The organism is Pseudomonas sp. ANT_J12 (assembly GCF_008370045.1).
Classification (GTDB): domain Bacteria; phylum Pseudomonadota; class Gammaproteobacteria; order Pseudomonadales; family Pseudomonadaceae; genus Aquipseudomonas.
On sequence record NZ_VOBN01000020.1, the window covers coordinates 47551 to 62503 of the forward strand.

A 14953-nucleotide genomic window follows, 5' to 3' on the forward strand; every position below is an offset into this window, starting at 1 on the left:
TTACAGGGATCGGTGTGAGGTTTTAGATTTGACACCACTCTCATCCCATCGAAGCCCAAGACCGCTACCCAAGTAGCATACGTCCCGGCCTGCAGGCTTCGTACACTCGTACCTCATACAGGCGCACCTGCGGGAGGCGAAGATGCAGCAGGTCCAGAGTGAAGGGGTGGTCAGTGCCATGTCCCAGGCCACCGATGCGCAGCAGGCGGCCCAGGAGTTGGCGCGACAGCTGTTGCATCCGCACCTGGGGTTTGTGCTGTTTTTCTGTTCCGCCGAGTACGACTTGCAGGTGCTGGGCCCGGCCTTGCAACAGAGCTTCGGCGGGATTCGCCTGGTGGGGTGCACCAGCGCCGGGGAAATCACGCCGCAAGGTTACGGCCGCAATTGCGTGACGGCGGTAGGGTTCGATCATCGGCACTTTTCCATCGCCATCGAACTGATCGACGAAATGGAGCGCTTCAGCCTGATCGACGCCCAGCAAATGGTCGAACGCCTGGTGGGCGGTTGCCGCAGTAACACCCTGGCGCCGATCAAGGGCAACAGCTTTGCCCTGACCTTGCTCGATGGCCTGTCCAGCCGCGAAGAAATGGTCCTCGCCGCGTTGAGTGCGGCGTTGGGCGACATCCCGCATTTCGGCGGTTCCGCTGGTGATGACAACTACCTGACCCACACCCACGTCTACTTCGACGGCGCGTTCCACAGCGGCGCGGCAGTGGTGGTGCTGGTCAACACCTGGCTCGACTTCGAAGTCTTCACCACCCACCACATCCTGCCCCGGGCGGAAAAACTGGTGGTCACTGGCGCTGACAGTGCGTCGCGACGGGTTTTCGAACTCAACGCCGAACCTGCCGCCGAGGAGTACGCCCGCCATATCGGCGTGCCGGTGGCCGAGCTCGATCACCGGATCTTCGCCGCGCACCCGTTGGCGGTGCGCATCAACGATCAGTATTACGTACGCGCCATCCAACAGGTGCACCCGGACCTGAGCCTGAGTTTCTACTGCGCCGTGGAAAACGGCATCGTCCTCACCGCCATGACCCCCGGCCCCATGCTGCCGAACCTGCAAGCGCTGTTCGAAGGCCTGGAAGAACGCCTCGGCGACCTGCTGCTGACCATCGGCTGCGACTGTTTTCTGCGGCGCCTGGAACTGGAGGACCGCGACAGCCTGGAGTCAATCGGAACGTTTTTGCGCGAGCATCGGGTGATGGGGTTCAACACCTACGGAGAACAGTTCAATGGCATGCACATCAACCAGACCTTCACCGGGGTTGCCATTGCCCGAGGCCGTTCCCCTGGACACCGTTGAGCTGCAGGCGCAGATCGCCAGTCTGCAACGGGACAACCACAAATTGCAGCGCATCAACGGCGCGCTGATCGAACGCATCGAATCCGGCATCACCCGGGGCAACGACCCGTATGCGGCGTTCCAGCATTCGGTGGTGCTGGCCGAGCAGGTCCGCGAGCGCACCGATGCGCTGAACCAGGCCATGGCCGAACTCAAGGCTGGCAATCATTTGCTCAGCGATGCCCGTTTGCGGGCGGAAACCGCGCACCAGCATTTGATCGACGCCATCGAGAGCATTTCCGACGCCTTCGTGCTGTTCGACGAAGACCAGCGCATCGTCCTGTTCAACAGCCGTTTCAAGGCGTTTTGGGGCAATAGCCGGGTGCGGATCATCGCCGGCATGCACCTGGCGGAGGTCAAGCGCTTGATGACCGCCACCGGGTTGTTCATCGAGGAACCCCGGGGCCACGCCGACCAAAACCTGCTGTATCGCCTGCAAAATGGCCGCTGGCTGCAAGTCAGCGAACGGCCGACCCAGGAAGGCGGGCGGGTGATCCTGTTCACCGACATCACCGACGTCAAACTCAGCGAAACCGTGCGCCGCGAGCAAGCCGTGGCGCAAAAATCCCATTTGCTGCAACGGGCGGTGGACAACCTGTCCCAGGGCGTGGCGATGGTCAACGCCGAGGGCATTCTGGAACTGTGGAACCGGCGCTTCCTTGAACTCAGCGGCCTCGCGCCGGTGGCCGCCCATCGGCCGTTTGCCGAAGTGATCGCCGACAGCGAATTGACCCTGCTGACGCCCGCCAGTCGCGACAACAATGGCCGGCCGGTGCAGGAATGCGAACAGCGTCTCTACGATGGCCGGGTCCTGGAAATTCGTACCCATCCGCTGCCCACTGGCGGTTTCGTCAACACCTTCACCGACATCACCGAACGCTACCAGCACGCCGAAGCGCTCAGCGAAAGCGAGCGCTGGATTCGCTTGATCACCGACCACGTGCCGGCGCTGATCGCCTATCTCAACGCTGATCTGGTCTACGAATTCACCAACAAGGTCTACGAACAATGGTACTGCTGGCCCCGGGGCGTGATGCTCGGGCAGAGCCTGCGGGAAGTGCACAGCGAGCAGCATTACCAGCGCCTGGAAGCCTATGTCGCCCGGGCCCTGGCCGGTGAGAGCGTGACCTTTGAGTTCGCTGAAACCAACATCAATAACCAGGAGCGCTACATGCTGCGCTCCTACGTGCCCAATCGCCTGGCCACCGGGGAAGTGGTGGGGATTTTCGTGTTGATCCGCGACATCACCGAACGCCGCCGCACCGCCGAGGCCTTGCATCAGGCCTATCAAAACCTGGAGTTGCGTGTGCGCGAACGCACGGCGGAACTGACCACCCTCAACGATCAACTGCTGCGCGAGATTGACGAGCGTCGGCGGGTCGAATCTCGTCTGCGCGAGGCCAAACTGGAAGCCGAACAGGCCAACCTGTCGAAGACCAAGTTCCTTGCTGCCGTCAGCCACGATTTGCTGCAACCGCTGAACGCCGCACGCTTGTTTACCAGCGCCTTGCTCGAACGCCGGGAGCCCCAGGCCAACGAAATGCTGGTGCGCAACGTCAGCAATTCCCTGGAAGACGTGGAAAACCTGCTCGGCACCCTGGTGGACATTTCCAAACTGGATGCCGGGGTGATCAAGGCCGACATCGCGCCATTCGCCCTCAGCGAATTGCTCGACAACCTCGCCGCCGAATACACCCACGTGGCGCGAAGTGAAGGGCTGGAGCTGCATTTCATTGCGTGTTCGGCGCTGGTACGCAGCGACATTCAGTTACTGGCGCGGATCCTGCGCAATCTGCTGAGCAACGCAATTCGCTACACCTACAGCGGCCGCGTGGTGCTCGGTTGCCGGCGTCATCATCAGCGCTTGTCGATTGAAGTCTGGGACAGCGGCATGGGCATCGCCGAAAACCGGCTGGAGGAGATTTTTCAGGAGTTCAAGCGTGGCGATGTGCAGCGCCCGGATCAGGATCGCGGCTTGGGCCTGGGCTTGGCCATCGTCGAGAAAATCGCCGGGATCCTCGGGCACCGGATTCACGTGCGGTCGTGGCCGGGCAAGGGCTCGATGTTTTCCGTCGAAGTGCCGCTCAGCGCCACGGCGCCCAAGGCGTTACCGAACCTGCTGATGAGCGAACCCATGCTGGAACGCCTGCGCGGGGCACGGGTGTGGGTGCTGGATAACGACGCGGCGATTTGCGCGGGGATGCGCACGTTGCTGGAAGGGTGGGGCTGTCTGGTGGTCACGGCGCTGTCGGAGCAGGACCTGGCGCGGCAGGTGGACAACTATCACCAAGAGGCCGATCTGCTGATCGCCGACTATCACCTGGACGACGACCAGAACGGCGTCGATGCCGTGGCCCGGATCAACGCCCGGCGCGGCTCGGCCATCCCGGCGATGATGATTACGGCCAATTACAGCAATGAGCTGAAGCTGCAGATCCGGGAGTTGGGGCATATGTTGATGCATAAGCCGGTGCGGCCGATGAAGCTCAAGACAGCGATGAGTCACCTGCTCGGCCCATCCCGATAACCCGAGCCGGCGCGGTCCCCTGTGGCGAGGGAGCTTGCTCCCGCTTGAGTGCGCAGCGCTCACAAGATTTTTGGGGCCGCTACGCAGCCCAGCGGGAGCAAGCTCCCTCGCCACAGGGGACCGCGTTTCAACGCCGCAGGTAAGACCCGAAATCAATATCCCCGGCACTCAAGATCGCCTGCACCCGATTGTGCACATTGAGTTTGCGCAGGATCGCCGAAACGTGGGCCTTGACCGTGGTTTCGGCGATTTCCAGGGTGTAGGCGATCTGTTTGTTCGACTCGCCCTTGGTCATGCGTTCCAGCACCAGCAACTGCTTGCGGGTCAGGGCCTGGAGCAGTTCCGGCGGGAAGCTCGGGTTGTCGTTCATCCGCCGATGGGTGCCGGGTTTTTGCGTGCGGATGATGTCCGGCGGCAGGTACACGTTGCCGTTGAGAATCTGCTGGATGGCTTCGGTCATTTGCAGCCGTGGCGAGGACTTGGTGATAAACCCCACCGCGCCATACGTGATGGCTTGCAGCACGATCTGCTTGTCCTGTTCGGCCGAGACAATCACCACCGGAATGGTCGGCGCCTCGTTGCGCAGGTTGATCAGGCCATTGAGGCCGTGCATGCCGGGCATGTTCAGGTCCAGCAGGATCAGGTCCAGGTCGTCGTGTTCCTGGGTCAACAGCAGGGCGCTGTCCAGGTCGGCGGTTTCCATCACTTCGCTGCCGGGGAAACCGTCGCTGATGACGTTATGAATGGCTTCGCGAAACAGCGGGTGATCGTCGGCAATCAGAATTTTGTACATGGCCATTCACCTCATTATTTTGATTTTTGGTGGGGCAACATCGTGCACGTGTTCAGTCAGGGAAAGGGCTCGGGCTGGGCCGGCGCAACGGGCAGGTTCGCCGCTTGCCAGGCATCCAGGCCATCGCGATACCAATACACTGACTTATAGCCCATGGCGGTGGCGCGTTTTACCGCGTTCCAGCTCAGCCAGCAATCGGCGCGGCAGTAGAAGACCAGCGGTTGTTGGTGATCGCCGTCAGTCAGTTGGTCCAGATTACGCGCAAAGTACGCCTGCCAATCAGGTGTCAGATCGCCGTCGCCGGTATTGGCCAGCCAATGGCTGCCGGGCAGGTTCTCGTGGGGCTGGTCTTCGATGAATTGGCCTTGCAGCCACTGGCGGCGGTAGACGTCGATCAGCACCGGGCGCGGCGTCTGCTTGAGCAGGGTTTGCAGGGCAGGGGTGTCGATGATCGTCGCGTCTTGCAACTGATTCGGTGTCGGGCTGCGGTACAGGCCGATGCGGTAGCCGTCGGCGGAAAACAGCGTGGTTTCGGCCTGCGCGGTGCTCAGCAGCAGGCTAAGCGACAGGGCAGCGAGGCAAGGGCGCAGCAGGCGACGTCGGGCACGCGGCATGGGGGTTCAATCCTTATAGTTATGAACCTATTACATGCCAGGCGCGGTGCGAAGGGAATGCGACGATAGACAGGTAAAGCAGTACTAAAGTCGTAATTTTCCCCCGGTTGATGATCGTTCCCACGCTCCGCGTGGGAATGCAGCCCGGGACGCTCCGCGTCCCCGAACTATGTGACGCAGAGCGTCACAGGAGGCATTCCCACGCGGAGCGTGGGAACGATCAATCAGGTGGCTTTGCGCACGGCGGCGTGCTGCGGGTTGAAAGTGAGCACGGCGAGTAGCACGAACACCAGCGTCAGCCCCACGCACACTGCTAGCGCCAGGGGATTGAAACGCTCATACAGGGCAAACCGCACCAGCTCCACGGCGTGGGTGAACGGGTTCAGCGCACACAACCAGTACAACCATTCACTGGACTCGCGCATTTTCCACAGCGGATACAGCGCCGACGACAGGAAAAACAGCGGGAAGATCACGAAATTCATCACCCCGGCAAAGTTCTCCAACTGGCGGATCGCGTTGGACAGCAACAGCCCCAACGCACTGAGCATCAACGCCACCAGCAGCAACGCCGGCAAGGCAATCAATAGACCCATGGCCGGCGGTTGCACGCCGTACACCCAGGCGATCGCCAAAAACGCATAGACCTGCAACAACGAGATCAGCGACGTCGCCAACAACTTGCTGCACAGCAGAAAGGTTCGGGGCAGGGGACTGGTCAGCAGCACGCGCATGCTGCCCATTTCCCGGTCGTAAACCATCGACAGCGAGCCCTGCATGCCGTTGAACAGCAGGATCATGCAGGCCAGCCCCGGAATGATGTACACCTCGTAGGGAATGTAGGTGTCGTAAGGCTCGATGATCGCGATACCCAGCGCCGCGCGAAACCCGGCGGCGAACACCAGCAGCCACAACAGCGGGCGCACCAGGGCACTGAGAAACCGCGTGCGCTGCAACACAAAACGCAGCCATTCGCGCAGCACGATGCCGTTGAAACACTGCCAATACGCATTCATCGAGCGGCTCCCGAGGTGGTCAGTCGAGTGAAGGCCGAACCGAGGTCGCCGCCATGTTCCTGGCTCAGGACGTCTGCTTGACCGCTGGCCACCAGTCGACCCTGATGCAGAATCAGCAAGTCATCGCTGGGCTGCACTTCATCCAGCAAATGGGTGGTCCAGAGCACGCTGATGCCTTGCTCGCGGCACAGGCTGCGAATGTGCTGGTTGAGCGCCAGGCGACTGGCCGGGTCGAGGCCGACACTGGCTTCGTCCAGCAGCAATAGACGCGGCTCATGCAGCAAGGCCCGGGCGATCTCTACCCGACGCCGGTGGCCGCCATTCAGTTCGCGGACTTTTTCGCGGCGGCGTTCGGTCAGGCCTTGCCGGGCCAGTTCAGCTTCGACCCGCAGGCCGGTCTGGCGCCGGGACAGGCCGTGCAGCGCGGCGTGATAACGCAGGTTTTGCTCGACGCTCAGGTCCAGGTCCAACGTGCTTTGCTGAAACACCACGCCCAATTGCTTGAGCGCCGGGCGCGGTGCGTCACGCAATGAACAACCGCCGACCCGGATGTCCCCGCGCTGCAAATCATACAGTCGCGTCAGCAGCGCAATCAGCGTCGATTTACCGGCCCCGTTCGGCCCCAGCAACGCGGCAAAACGCCCCGGCGCCAGGTTGAAACTCACCTGGCGCAAGGCCTCCTTGGTGCCATAGGCGAAACTCAATTCGCTGACTTCCAGGGCGTTCATGGCGTGACCACCACGCCCCACGGATAGCGCCCGACCTTGATCGATTTGCTGACCTTGAGGCTGTCGACATCAATCACCGACACATCGCCGCTGACGCCGTTGGTGGCCAGTAATTGCTTCTGGTCCGGGGTGAACGACATCTGCCAGACCCGGCGCCCCACCAGCAAATAATCGAGCACTTCAAAGGTTTTGGCATCGACCACCGCCACATGGTTGGCCGGGCCGAGGGCGACGAAGCCATACTTGCCGTCGGCGCTGAGCTTGATCCCCACCGGCTGGACTTTGTCCGGGTGCACACCCTTGATCTGGAAGTTCAGGGTCTTGAGGATCTTGCGCGTCGCCACATCGAGAATCGTCACGGTGCCGCCGATTTCCGCCGAGGCCCAGAGCTGCGAGCCGTCCGGCGAAAACTCGACGAAACGCGGCCGTTGATCCACCAGCGTGCTGTCGGCCAACGTCTGGGTGCTGGTGTCGATCCAGTGCAGCATGTTGGTGGTTTCGCTGGTGTTCACCGCCCACTTGCCATCGGGGCTGACCGCCATGCCTTCGGGCTCGACGCCGACGTTGATCTGGCTCAGCACCTTGGAGGTTTCGGTGTCGATCACCGTGACCAGCGCATCGTCTTCGTTGGAGACATACAGCCAACGGTTGTTCGGGTGCAGGGCAAATTGCTCCGGGTCCTTGCCCGACGGCAGCTCCTTGATGATCTTGCGCGTGGCCACGTCCATCACCTGGACCCGGTCCGAGTCACTGGCGCAGATGTACAACAGCTTGCTGTCGTGGGACAGCAGCAACCCGCGCGGACGCTGGCCGACGGGCAGGGTGTCGGTGACTTGCAGGGTCTGCATGTCGATCAGGCTCAGGCTGTTGTCCTTTTCGTTGGAGACCCAGGCGGTGCTGGCCACGGCGTGCCCGGCGGCAAGCAGCAGGGCGCATGAGAGCAGGGTACGGCGCATGGCGGATTCCTTTTTATTGTCGTTGTTGTGAAGAAAATCAGGGAAAGCGGCAGGTCACTTCGGCCTTGTCGTAGCCCAGGCTGTCCATTTCGTTGACCGGGTGCAGGAAACCGTCCTGGGGTGAGGTGCTGACCAGTGCGCGCGGTTGCACGATGGGGATCGGCTGGCGCAACTGGCCGTTCCACGCCCGGTAACTCAACTTGCGCCCCTTGAAACCGTCCAGCGGCAGTTGATCGCTGATCTCCAGGTCGCGGATCGCCATCGGGTCGGCCTGGCGCAGTTTGGTCACCGCGCTGGCGATGCTGCGCACGGCCATCCACGCGGCGAAATCCCGGTCATTCATCCAGCGCCCGGTCAAGGCTTCGAAGCGTTTTTGCAGTTGCGCGGCGCCGTAGGTTTCCACAGTCTTGTGCCAGCCCACCGGGGTCAGGCCCTGGGTGCCGGCGACCGGGCGCGGGTACCAGGTCTGGTAGGGCACGTATTCGCCGAAGTCGCCGCGTTCGTCCGCCACCAGCACCACGTCGTACTCGGCGGTCTGGGTGAACAGCGGCATGTCGGCCTGGGCGCTGCGGCGCTGATCGTTGTCGAAGCTCCAGGCTTTTTCCGCCACCAGTTTCACGCCGAAGCGTTTGGCGGCGCGGCGCAGGGCGGCGGCGTAGGCTTGATCATCCGGGGTCGGGCCGACGATCAGCAGCGCCCGCTGCCATTTGCGCACTACCAGAAATTGCGCCAATGCGTCGGCCAACATCGCCCGGCTCGGCAGGCTGTGCAGCACGTTCGGCAGGCAATCGGTGCTGCGCAGGCTGTCATCCGGGCTGCCAGCGTTAAACAGCAAGCTGTCGGGCAACACAGCGCTGAGCCGGCGCAGGGTTTCCACCGGGGCGTTGACCACAAACAGACGCAGGCCTTGTTCGTGCTGGGCCTTGGCCGCTTCGACCAGCGCATCCGGGGTGTCGGTGCTGGCGCTGATCAGGCTGTAGCTGTGGTTGAGAAAACGCCCGGTGCTGTTGCTGTCGGTGATCGCCAGTTCGGCGCCGCGCAGCCCGGCATCGGCGGGTTCGGGAATGACGTTCGACAGCAGCGGCCCCGGATCAGGCCGATAGCCGAGGTAGCCGATCTGCACCTGCAACGGCGCATCGGCGGCCTGGCTCTGGGTCGCCAGCCCGGCGGCGCAGGCAATCGCCAGCAGGTAGATCAAGGCGTAGGGGGCGAGCTGGCGCATAAGGCACTCCATGACGGGTAGCGCCAGCATAGAAAGCCCGGGGAGCAGAGGAAATATGCAGAAAGTAGCGCTAAGGCAGTACCAAGGTAGTAACTCATCGGCGGCGGCGCGGTTTTAGCATGGGTTTCAACGGCCATTACCGAGGAGGGGATCGACCATGCGTATTTTCAAGGCGCTGCTCCTGCCGTTGTTGCTGATCCTGACCCTGATCGGCATCGACAAACTGCACGGCCCGCGACCGACGCTGGTGCAGATGTCGCCCGCGCTGCCGGGGCGCTAGGCGTGTCGGCCCTGTGGCGGATCAACCTGTGGGTGTGCGGCTTTTTCGCCCTGGTCACCCTGGCGTGCATGGCGTTGCTGGTGCACCAGGCGCTGGCGGACGTGGAACGCGAGCTGCAATCGGCCGAAGCGGTGGTCGAGTACCTGAGCGAAACCGCCGAACGTGATCCGGCCAGCCTTCAGCCGCGACTGACCCAAAGCCTGCGTCATGTGCGGGTGCGCTGGCTGCAACCGGGCGAAGCCGCGCGGCTGCCGTTGCAGGATGGCCTGGATGCCTGGCTCGGGCGGTTGCTGTTCGCCGAAGCCCGGCACGCTGCCCGGGTCCTGGATTTGCAGGACGGTCGGCGGGTGCAGATTGCCGTGGACCCGCGGGACGAGATCGATGAAGTCTGGGATTCCCTGCAACAAGTGCTGTTCCTCTGCGGCTTGGCGTTGATGGTAAGTCTGTTGGCCATCCGCTGGGCGGTGCGTCGGGGCATGGGTCTGCTCGATGAATTGCTCCGCGCGTTGCAGCAAGTCTCTGCCGGCCAGCTCAACGTGCGCTTACGCGGGCAAGGCGTGCCGGAGGCGCGGCAACTGGCGACCCATTTCAATCGCATGACCGGTGCCCTGGAACAGGCTCGCGCCGACAACACCCGGCTGACCCAGACCTTGCTCGCGGTGCAGGAGCAGGAACGCACCCATCTGGCGCAAACCCTGCACGACGACCTCGGTCAGTACCTGGCCGGGATTCGCGCTCAAGCCTGTCTGCTCCGCTTGGTGGCGGATCAACCGGACACCGTCGAGCGCACGGTGCGCGAGCTGGAACACAACTGCGAACACCTGCAACAGGGCTTTCGAGCGTTGGTGCATGACCTGTATCCGGTGGTGCTGCAACACCTGCCGCTGTCCGAAGCCTTCGCTTTGCTGGTGGAGCAATGGCAGGGGCGGCAGGGCATCGATTGCCAGTTGCGGGTCAGCGCGCAGTTGCCGGCGCTGTCGGGGCCGAGCAAGACCCATCTCTATCGCCTGTTGCAAGAAGCCCTGACCAATATTGCGCGGCACGCCGAGGCCAGTCAGGTACGGGTGTGTTTGCAACATCGCGGCGGGCGTTTGCGCTTGCTGATTCGCGATAACGGTCGCGGCGCCGCACAGCCGCCACGCCCGGGCGTTGGGTTGTACTCAATGTCCGAACGCGCCCGCAGCCTTGGCGGCGAACTGCGGATCATCAGCCACCCCGGCGCCGGTTGGGCGCTGGCTTTGAGCATGCCTTTGGAGGCGTCATGAATATTTTGCTGGTCGATGACCATGCGGTGGTCCGTCAGGGCTATGCCAGTCTGTTGCGCGCGCTGTTGCCGGCGATGGAGGTGCGCGAAGCGGCCACGGGTGAGGAAGCGCTGATCCGGGTCCAGGAAGCGGTGCCGAACCTGGTGATCATGGATTTCGGCTTGCCGGGCATCAGCGGCCTCGAAACCACCCGCCGCTTGCGCCAGCGCTTGCCGCAACTGCGGGTGTTGTTTTTCAGCATGCACGATGAACTGCCACTGGTGCGCCAGGCGCTGGACGCCGGGGCTTCGGGCTACCTGACCAAAAGCTCGGCGCCGGAGGTGTTGATCGAAGCGGTGCACAGAATCCTCGCCGGGCACGCCTACATCGAACAACCCCTGGCGACCCAACTGGCGTGCCACCCGCAACAGGACGCCAGCGACCCGCGCTTGCAAAGCATGACCCAGCGCGAACTGGAGATCTTCGTGATGCTGGCCAAAGGCACCCCGGCGCGGTTGATTGCCGAACAACTGAATATCAGCAGCAAGACGGTTTCCAATCACCTGACGTTGTTGAAGAGCAAGTTGCAGGTCACGTCCCATACCGAGCTGGTGCATTTGGGGATTGATATGGGGGTGGTGCGCAAGGCGGGCTGATGATCGTTCCCACGCTGAGCGTTGATCGTTCTCACGCGACCCGTGGGAATTGCCTCCACGGACGCTCCGCGTTCGGCGTTGGATGGGACGCGGAGCGTCCCGGGCTGCATTCCCACGCAGAGCGTGGGAACGATCGGTTCACGACTCATTTATCCCATGTGGTCGGGCACCCGATGCACCCCGCCATATTCGCATCCTGAAAATTCGCATAGTGCTGCCGCGCACCGCTGAGGTTCGCTTGCTCCAGGTTGCTTTCACCGAACTTGGCTTCTTGCAGATTGGCATCGCGCAGGTCCGCGCCTTTGAGGTCGGCCTTGCTCAGCCAGGTCATTTCCAAATCCGCAGCACGCAGGTTGGCGTTATGCAGCCTGGCCCCGGAGAGGCGGGCGAATTGCAGGTAGGCGGCGCTGAGGTTGGCGTTTTCGAATTGCGCGCCCTGGGCGAACAGGCCCCATCCCTGAATCGCCATCAGCGTCGCGCCGCTGAAATCGGCCAGGCGCAGGTTGCTTTGTTGCAGGCTGGCGCGGGTCAGGTTGGCGCCTTGCAGTTGGGCTTTTTCCAGGTTGGCGAGGTCGAGTCGGGCGTGGCGTAAGTCGGCATTGCGCAGGTCGGCGCCGTTGAGGTTCATGCTGCGCAAATCCTGATTGCTCAGGTTGGCCCCCTTGAGGTTGGCGCCGGGGCATTGGCTGTGTTCGGCGAGGGTGCAGCCGTTGATGATCAGCGGGGCGTCGTCGCCGTCGTCGGTGGCGAAAACCGGAAGAGCGGTTAGCAATAGCAGTAGAGGTAGGTATTTCATGGCAGGGCTCTCATGATGTCATCACAAACAATTGTGGCGAGGGAGCTTGCTCCCGCTCGGCTGCGCAGCAGTCGCAAACCCAGACAACTCGGTGCGGCTGAAAAGTGAGGGGGCCGCCTCTCAGCCCAGCGGGAGCAAGCTCCCTCGCCACAGGTGTGCAAGGCGTTACTTTTGCGCCGTCTTGCTATCCCAACTCGGAATCTTGAACACCCAGAACGACCCGCCCTGAGCCACCGGTTTGGTCAGCTCCGCCATGTCGCCGCCCCACAACGGCACCGCGCCGCCGTAGCCGACGGTCACGCCGACGTATTGCTCGCCGTCCTGTTCCCAGGTGATCGGCGGCGAGACGATGCCGCTGCCGGTCTGGAACTTCCACAGCTCCTCGCCGGTTTTCGCGTCAAATGCCTTGAAGAAACCATCGCCCGTGCCGGTGAACACCAGGTTGCCCTTGGTCGCCAACACCCCGGCCCAGAGCGGCAGGGCTTCCTTGTGCTCCCAGACCACTTTGCCGGTGGTGGGGTTCATGGCGCGCAGGGTGCCGACGTGATCGTCATACATGCGTTTGATGCGGAAACCCATGCCCAGGTAGGCCGAGCCTTTCTTGTAGTTGACCTCTTCGGTCCAGTATTCCTCTTTCCACTGGTTGCCCGGGATGTAGAACAAACCGGTGTCCTGGCTGTAGGCCATGGGGTTCCAGTTCTTGCCACCGAGGAACGGCGGCGAGACTTCCACGGATTTGCCCTTGGTTTCCCCCGGCAACGGTTTGGCTGGACGCTGGCCCGGATTTTCGACAGGTTTGCCGGTTTTCAGATCGATGTGGCTGGCCCAACTGATGTTGTCGACGAAGGGGAACGCGTTCTGCAATTTGCCGTTGTTGCGGTCCACCACATAGAAGAAACCGTTGCGGTCGGCGTGGCCGGTGGCCTTGATCACTTTGCCGTCCTTGTCCTTGTAGTCGAACAGCACCAGCTCGTTGTTGCCGGAGAAATCCCAGGCATCGTTCGGGGTGTGCTGGTAGAACCATTTCACCTCGCCGGTGCTCGGGTCGACGCCGACCTGGCCCGAGGTGTAGAGGCTGTCGAAGTCGTGAGGGTTGCCGTCCTTGGAGGTGCGGGCCCAGGTGTTCCACGGGCCGGGGTTGCCGGCGCCGACGATGAGGGTGTTGGTTTCGGGATCGAAACTCGCGCTCTGCCAAGGCGCGCCGCCGCCGTGGCTCCAGGCCTCGACCTTGCCGGTTTCGGTGGTCGGATCATCCGGCCAGGACGGCGCCTTGACGTCGCCGGTGGGGGTGCTGTCCTTGCCGTTCAAGCGGCCCATGTGACCTTCGACAAAGGGCCGCATCCAGACTTCTTCGCCGGTGTCGGGGTCGCGGGCAAACAACTGGCCGACCACGCCGAATTCATCGCCGGAGCTGCCATGGATCAGCAGCACCTTGCCGGTGACTTTGTCTTTGATCAGCACTGGCGCGCCGGTCATGTTGTAGCCGGCGGCGTGGTCGCCGAATTTCTTGTTCCACACCACTTTGCCGGTGTTCTTGTCGAGGGCGATCAGCCGCGCATCGAGGGTGCCGAAATAGATCTTGTCGCCATAAATGGCTGCCCCGCGATTGACCACATCGCAGCACGGACGAATGTTGTCCGGCAGGCGATGGTTGTAGGTCCACAGGCGCTTGCCGGTCTTGGCGTCGAGGGCGAATACCCGCGAGTAGGAACCGGTGACGTAGACCACACCGTCGCTGACGATGGCCTGGGATTCCTGGCCGCGCTGCTTCTCATCGCCGAACGAGTAGGACCAGGCCGGGGTCAGCTTGAACACGTTCTTGTCGTTGACCTGGGCCAACGGGCTCCAGCGCTGGGCGTTGGTGCCCATGCCGTATTGCAGCACGTCCTTGGTGGTCAGGTGATCGTTGGCAATGTCTTCCCAGGTGACGTTGTGCGTCGGTGTGGCGGGCGCGGTCGCGGCGTGGCCGACGGTGCTCAGGGACAGGCTGCTCACCAGCACAAAGGCGCGCACGGCGAGGGTCAAAGGGGAAAGGGCGGGTAGCGATCTTATTGTCATGGTTGCAGTTCCCAGTGGAGGTTTTGACCTGCACAGGGTGGTGCTCGCCGCCCCTTGGCGGATACGGAAAAAGTCCCGCTGTGGCCGGGAAGAGTTCCCGAACGGCACCTGATTTGGGTGTGCGCCACAAGCCCTACTACCAAGGTACTGGGCGGCGGCCACCAAAGCAGCATGGGGCTGGCGGGAAGTGCTTCCTAAGATGGGTGCCATAGCCTCTGCAAAGAGGTTTTGCGTGCAACCCTGAGGGCATAACAATGACAACAAAACGCAACGCCTTGCTTGTTGCCGGACTGCTGGCCGGTTTCATCAGCGCAGGCCCGGTCTGGGCCCACGGCAACGTGGTGCCGCAAGCGGTGGAAACCCCGGGCCTGACCCCGATCAAGGACGCTGGCGTGCAAGTGGATGGGGACGGTTGGGCGGCGGTCAACCCGTACCGCAACTCCCCGCAGCACGATAAAGCGGTAGAGATCGGCTCTTCGGCCTACAACCAGAACTGCGCGGCGTGCCATGGGCTGGAAGCCAAGTCCGGCGGCATTGCCCCGGACCTGCGCCTGCTCGATGTCGGCGACGCCGGGGATGAATGGTTCGTCGAACGGGTGCGTCACGGCGCAGTGCGCGACGGTCGGGTGTACATGCCGAAAATGGCCGATTACCTGAGTCAGGAAGCCCTGTGGGCGGTGCGCACCTACCTGGACAGCGTGCACGTCGAGGAGTAATC

General features: G+C 62.7%; 14 protein-coding genes. 6 read left to right on the top strand and 8 right to left on the bottom strand.

The features are described 5' to 3' along the window. Positions 1–142: 142 nt before the first annotated feature. Together nosP and nahK are read left to right on the top strand one after the other, a co-directional pair. The gene (nosP, locus tag FQ192_RS27730; RefSeq protein ID WP_149661377.1) at positions 143–1306 is read left to right on the top strand and encodes a nitric oxide-sensing protein NosP; all 1164 of its coding nucleotides are present in this window, start codon (positions 143–145) and stop codon (positions 1304–1306) included. Next, positions 1275–3872: a hybrid sensor histidine kinase/response regulator NahK/ErcS' gene (gene nahK, locus FQ192_RS27735; protein WP_149661430.1), complete on the top strand. Its 2598-nt coding sequence runs from the start codon at positions 1275–1277 to the stop codon at positions 3870–3872. Before nosP ends, nahK begins: the two co-directional genes overlap by 32 nt. 127 nt (positions 3873–3999) lie before the next feature. Here nahK and FQ192_RS27740 read toward each other — a convergent pair whose 3' ends face one another. The 6 genes from FQ192_RS27740 to FQ192_RS27770 form a co-directional block, all read right to left on the bottom strand. After that, on the bottom strand, positions 4000–4665 hold the full coding sequence (locus FQ192_RS27740) for a response regulator transcription factor (protein WP_123508683.1): 666 nt from the start codon (positions 4663–4665) through the stop codon (positions 4000–4002). A 56-nt stretch (positions 4666–4721) separates the two neighbouring features. Next, on the bottom strand, positions 4722–5279 hold the full coding sequence (locus FQ192_RS27745) for a PQQ-dependent catabolism-associated CXXCW motif protein (RefSeq protein ID WP_149661378.1): 558 nt from the start codon (positions 5277–5279) through the stop codon (positions 4722–4724). Between the two features lie 224 nt (positions 5280–5503). Then, positions 5504–6295, bottom strand: a complete 792-nt coding sequence (locus FQ192_RS27755) for an ABC transporter permease (protein ID WP_133838898.1) — start codon at positions 6293–6295, stop codon at positions 5504–5506. After that, positions 6292–7023 carry an ABC transporter ATP-binding protein gene (locus FQ192_RS27760; RefSeq protein WP_149661380.1) on the bottom strand — a complete coding sequence of 244 codons (732 nt, stop codon included), beginning with the start codon at positions 7021–7023 and terminating at the stop codon, positions 6292–6294. The genes FQ192_RS27755 and FQ192_RS27760 overlap by 4 nt, the downstream gene beginning before the upstream one ends. Beyond that, the gene (locus FQ192_RS27765) at positions 7020–7979 is read right to left on the bottom strand and encodes a YVTN family beta-propeller repeat protein (RefSeq protein ID WP_133838900.1); all 960 of its coding nucleotides are present in this window, start codon (positions 7977–7979) and stop codon (positions 7020–7022) included. The genes FQ192_RS27760 and FQ192_RS27765 overlap by 4 nt, the downstream gene beginning before the upstream one ends. Positions 7980–8016: 37 nt before the next feature. Continuing rightward, positions 8017–9201 (bottom strand): ABC transporter substrate-binding protein, encoded by a 1185-nt coding sequence (locus FQ192_RS27770; RefSeq protein ID WP_149661381.1) that lies wholly within the window; start codon positions 9199–9201, stop codon positions 8017–8019. A 157-nt stretch (positions 9202–9358) separates the two neighbouring features. On the opposite strand from FQ192_RS27770, the gene FQ192_RS34665 reads away from it, so the two are divergent. From FQ192_RS34665 to FQ192_RS27780, 3 genes are read left to right on the top strand one after another with little or no spacing between them, the layout of a single operon-like run. Further along, a complete protein-coding gene (locus FQ192_RS34665; protein WP_256672391.1) occupies positions 9359–9481 on the top strand; it encodes a hypothetical protein in 123 nt (40 codons plus the stop codon). Between the two features lie 2 nt (positions 9482–9483). After that, on the top strand, positions 9484–10746 hold the full coding sequence (locus tag FQ192_RS27775; protein ID WP_149661382.1) for a sensor histidine kinase: 1263 nt from the start codon (positions 9484–9486) through the stop codon (positions 10744–10746). After that, positions 10743–11381, top strand: a complete 639-nt coding sequence (locus FQ192_RS27780; RefSeq protein WP_149661383.1) for a response regulator transcription factor — start codon at positions 10743–10745, stop codon at positions 11379–11381. Before FQ192_RS27775 ends, FQ192_RS27780 begins: the two co-directional genes overlap by 4 nt. 145 nt (positions 11382–11526) lie before the next feature. Here the strand turns inward: FQ192_RS27780 and FQ192_RS27785 are convergent, their stop codons facing one another. Both FQ192_RS27785 and exaA read right to left on the bottom strand, forming a co-directional pair. Continuing rightward, positions 11527–12177, bottom strand: a complete 651-nt coding sequence (locus FQ192_RS27785; protein ID WP_149661384.1) for a pentapeptide repeat-containing protein — start codon at positions 12175–12177, stop codon at positions 11527–11529. A gap of 165 nt (positions 12178–12342) precedes the next feature. Beyond that, positions 12343–14235 carry a quinoprotein ethanol dehydrogenase gene (gene exaA, locus FQ192_RS27795; RefSeq protein ID WP_149661386.1) on the bottom strand — a complete coding sequence of 631 codons (1893 nt, stop codon included), beginning with the start codon at positions 14233–14235 and terminating at the stop codon, positions 12343–12345. Positions 14236–14489: 254 nt separating this feature from the next. Here exaA and pedF point away from each other — a divergent pair, with 254 nt between their 5' ends. Continuing rightward, the gene (gene pedF, locus FQ192_RS27800) at positions 14490–14951 is read left to right on the top strand and encodes a cytochrome c-550 PedF (RefSeq protein WP_149661387.1); all 462 of its coding nucleotides are present in this window, start codon (positions 14490–14492) and stop codon (positions 14949–14951) included. The last annotated feature ends 2 nt before the right edge of the window (positions 14952–14953 follow it).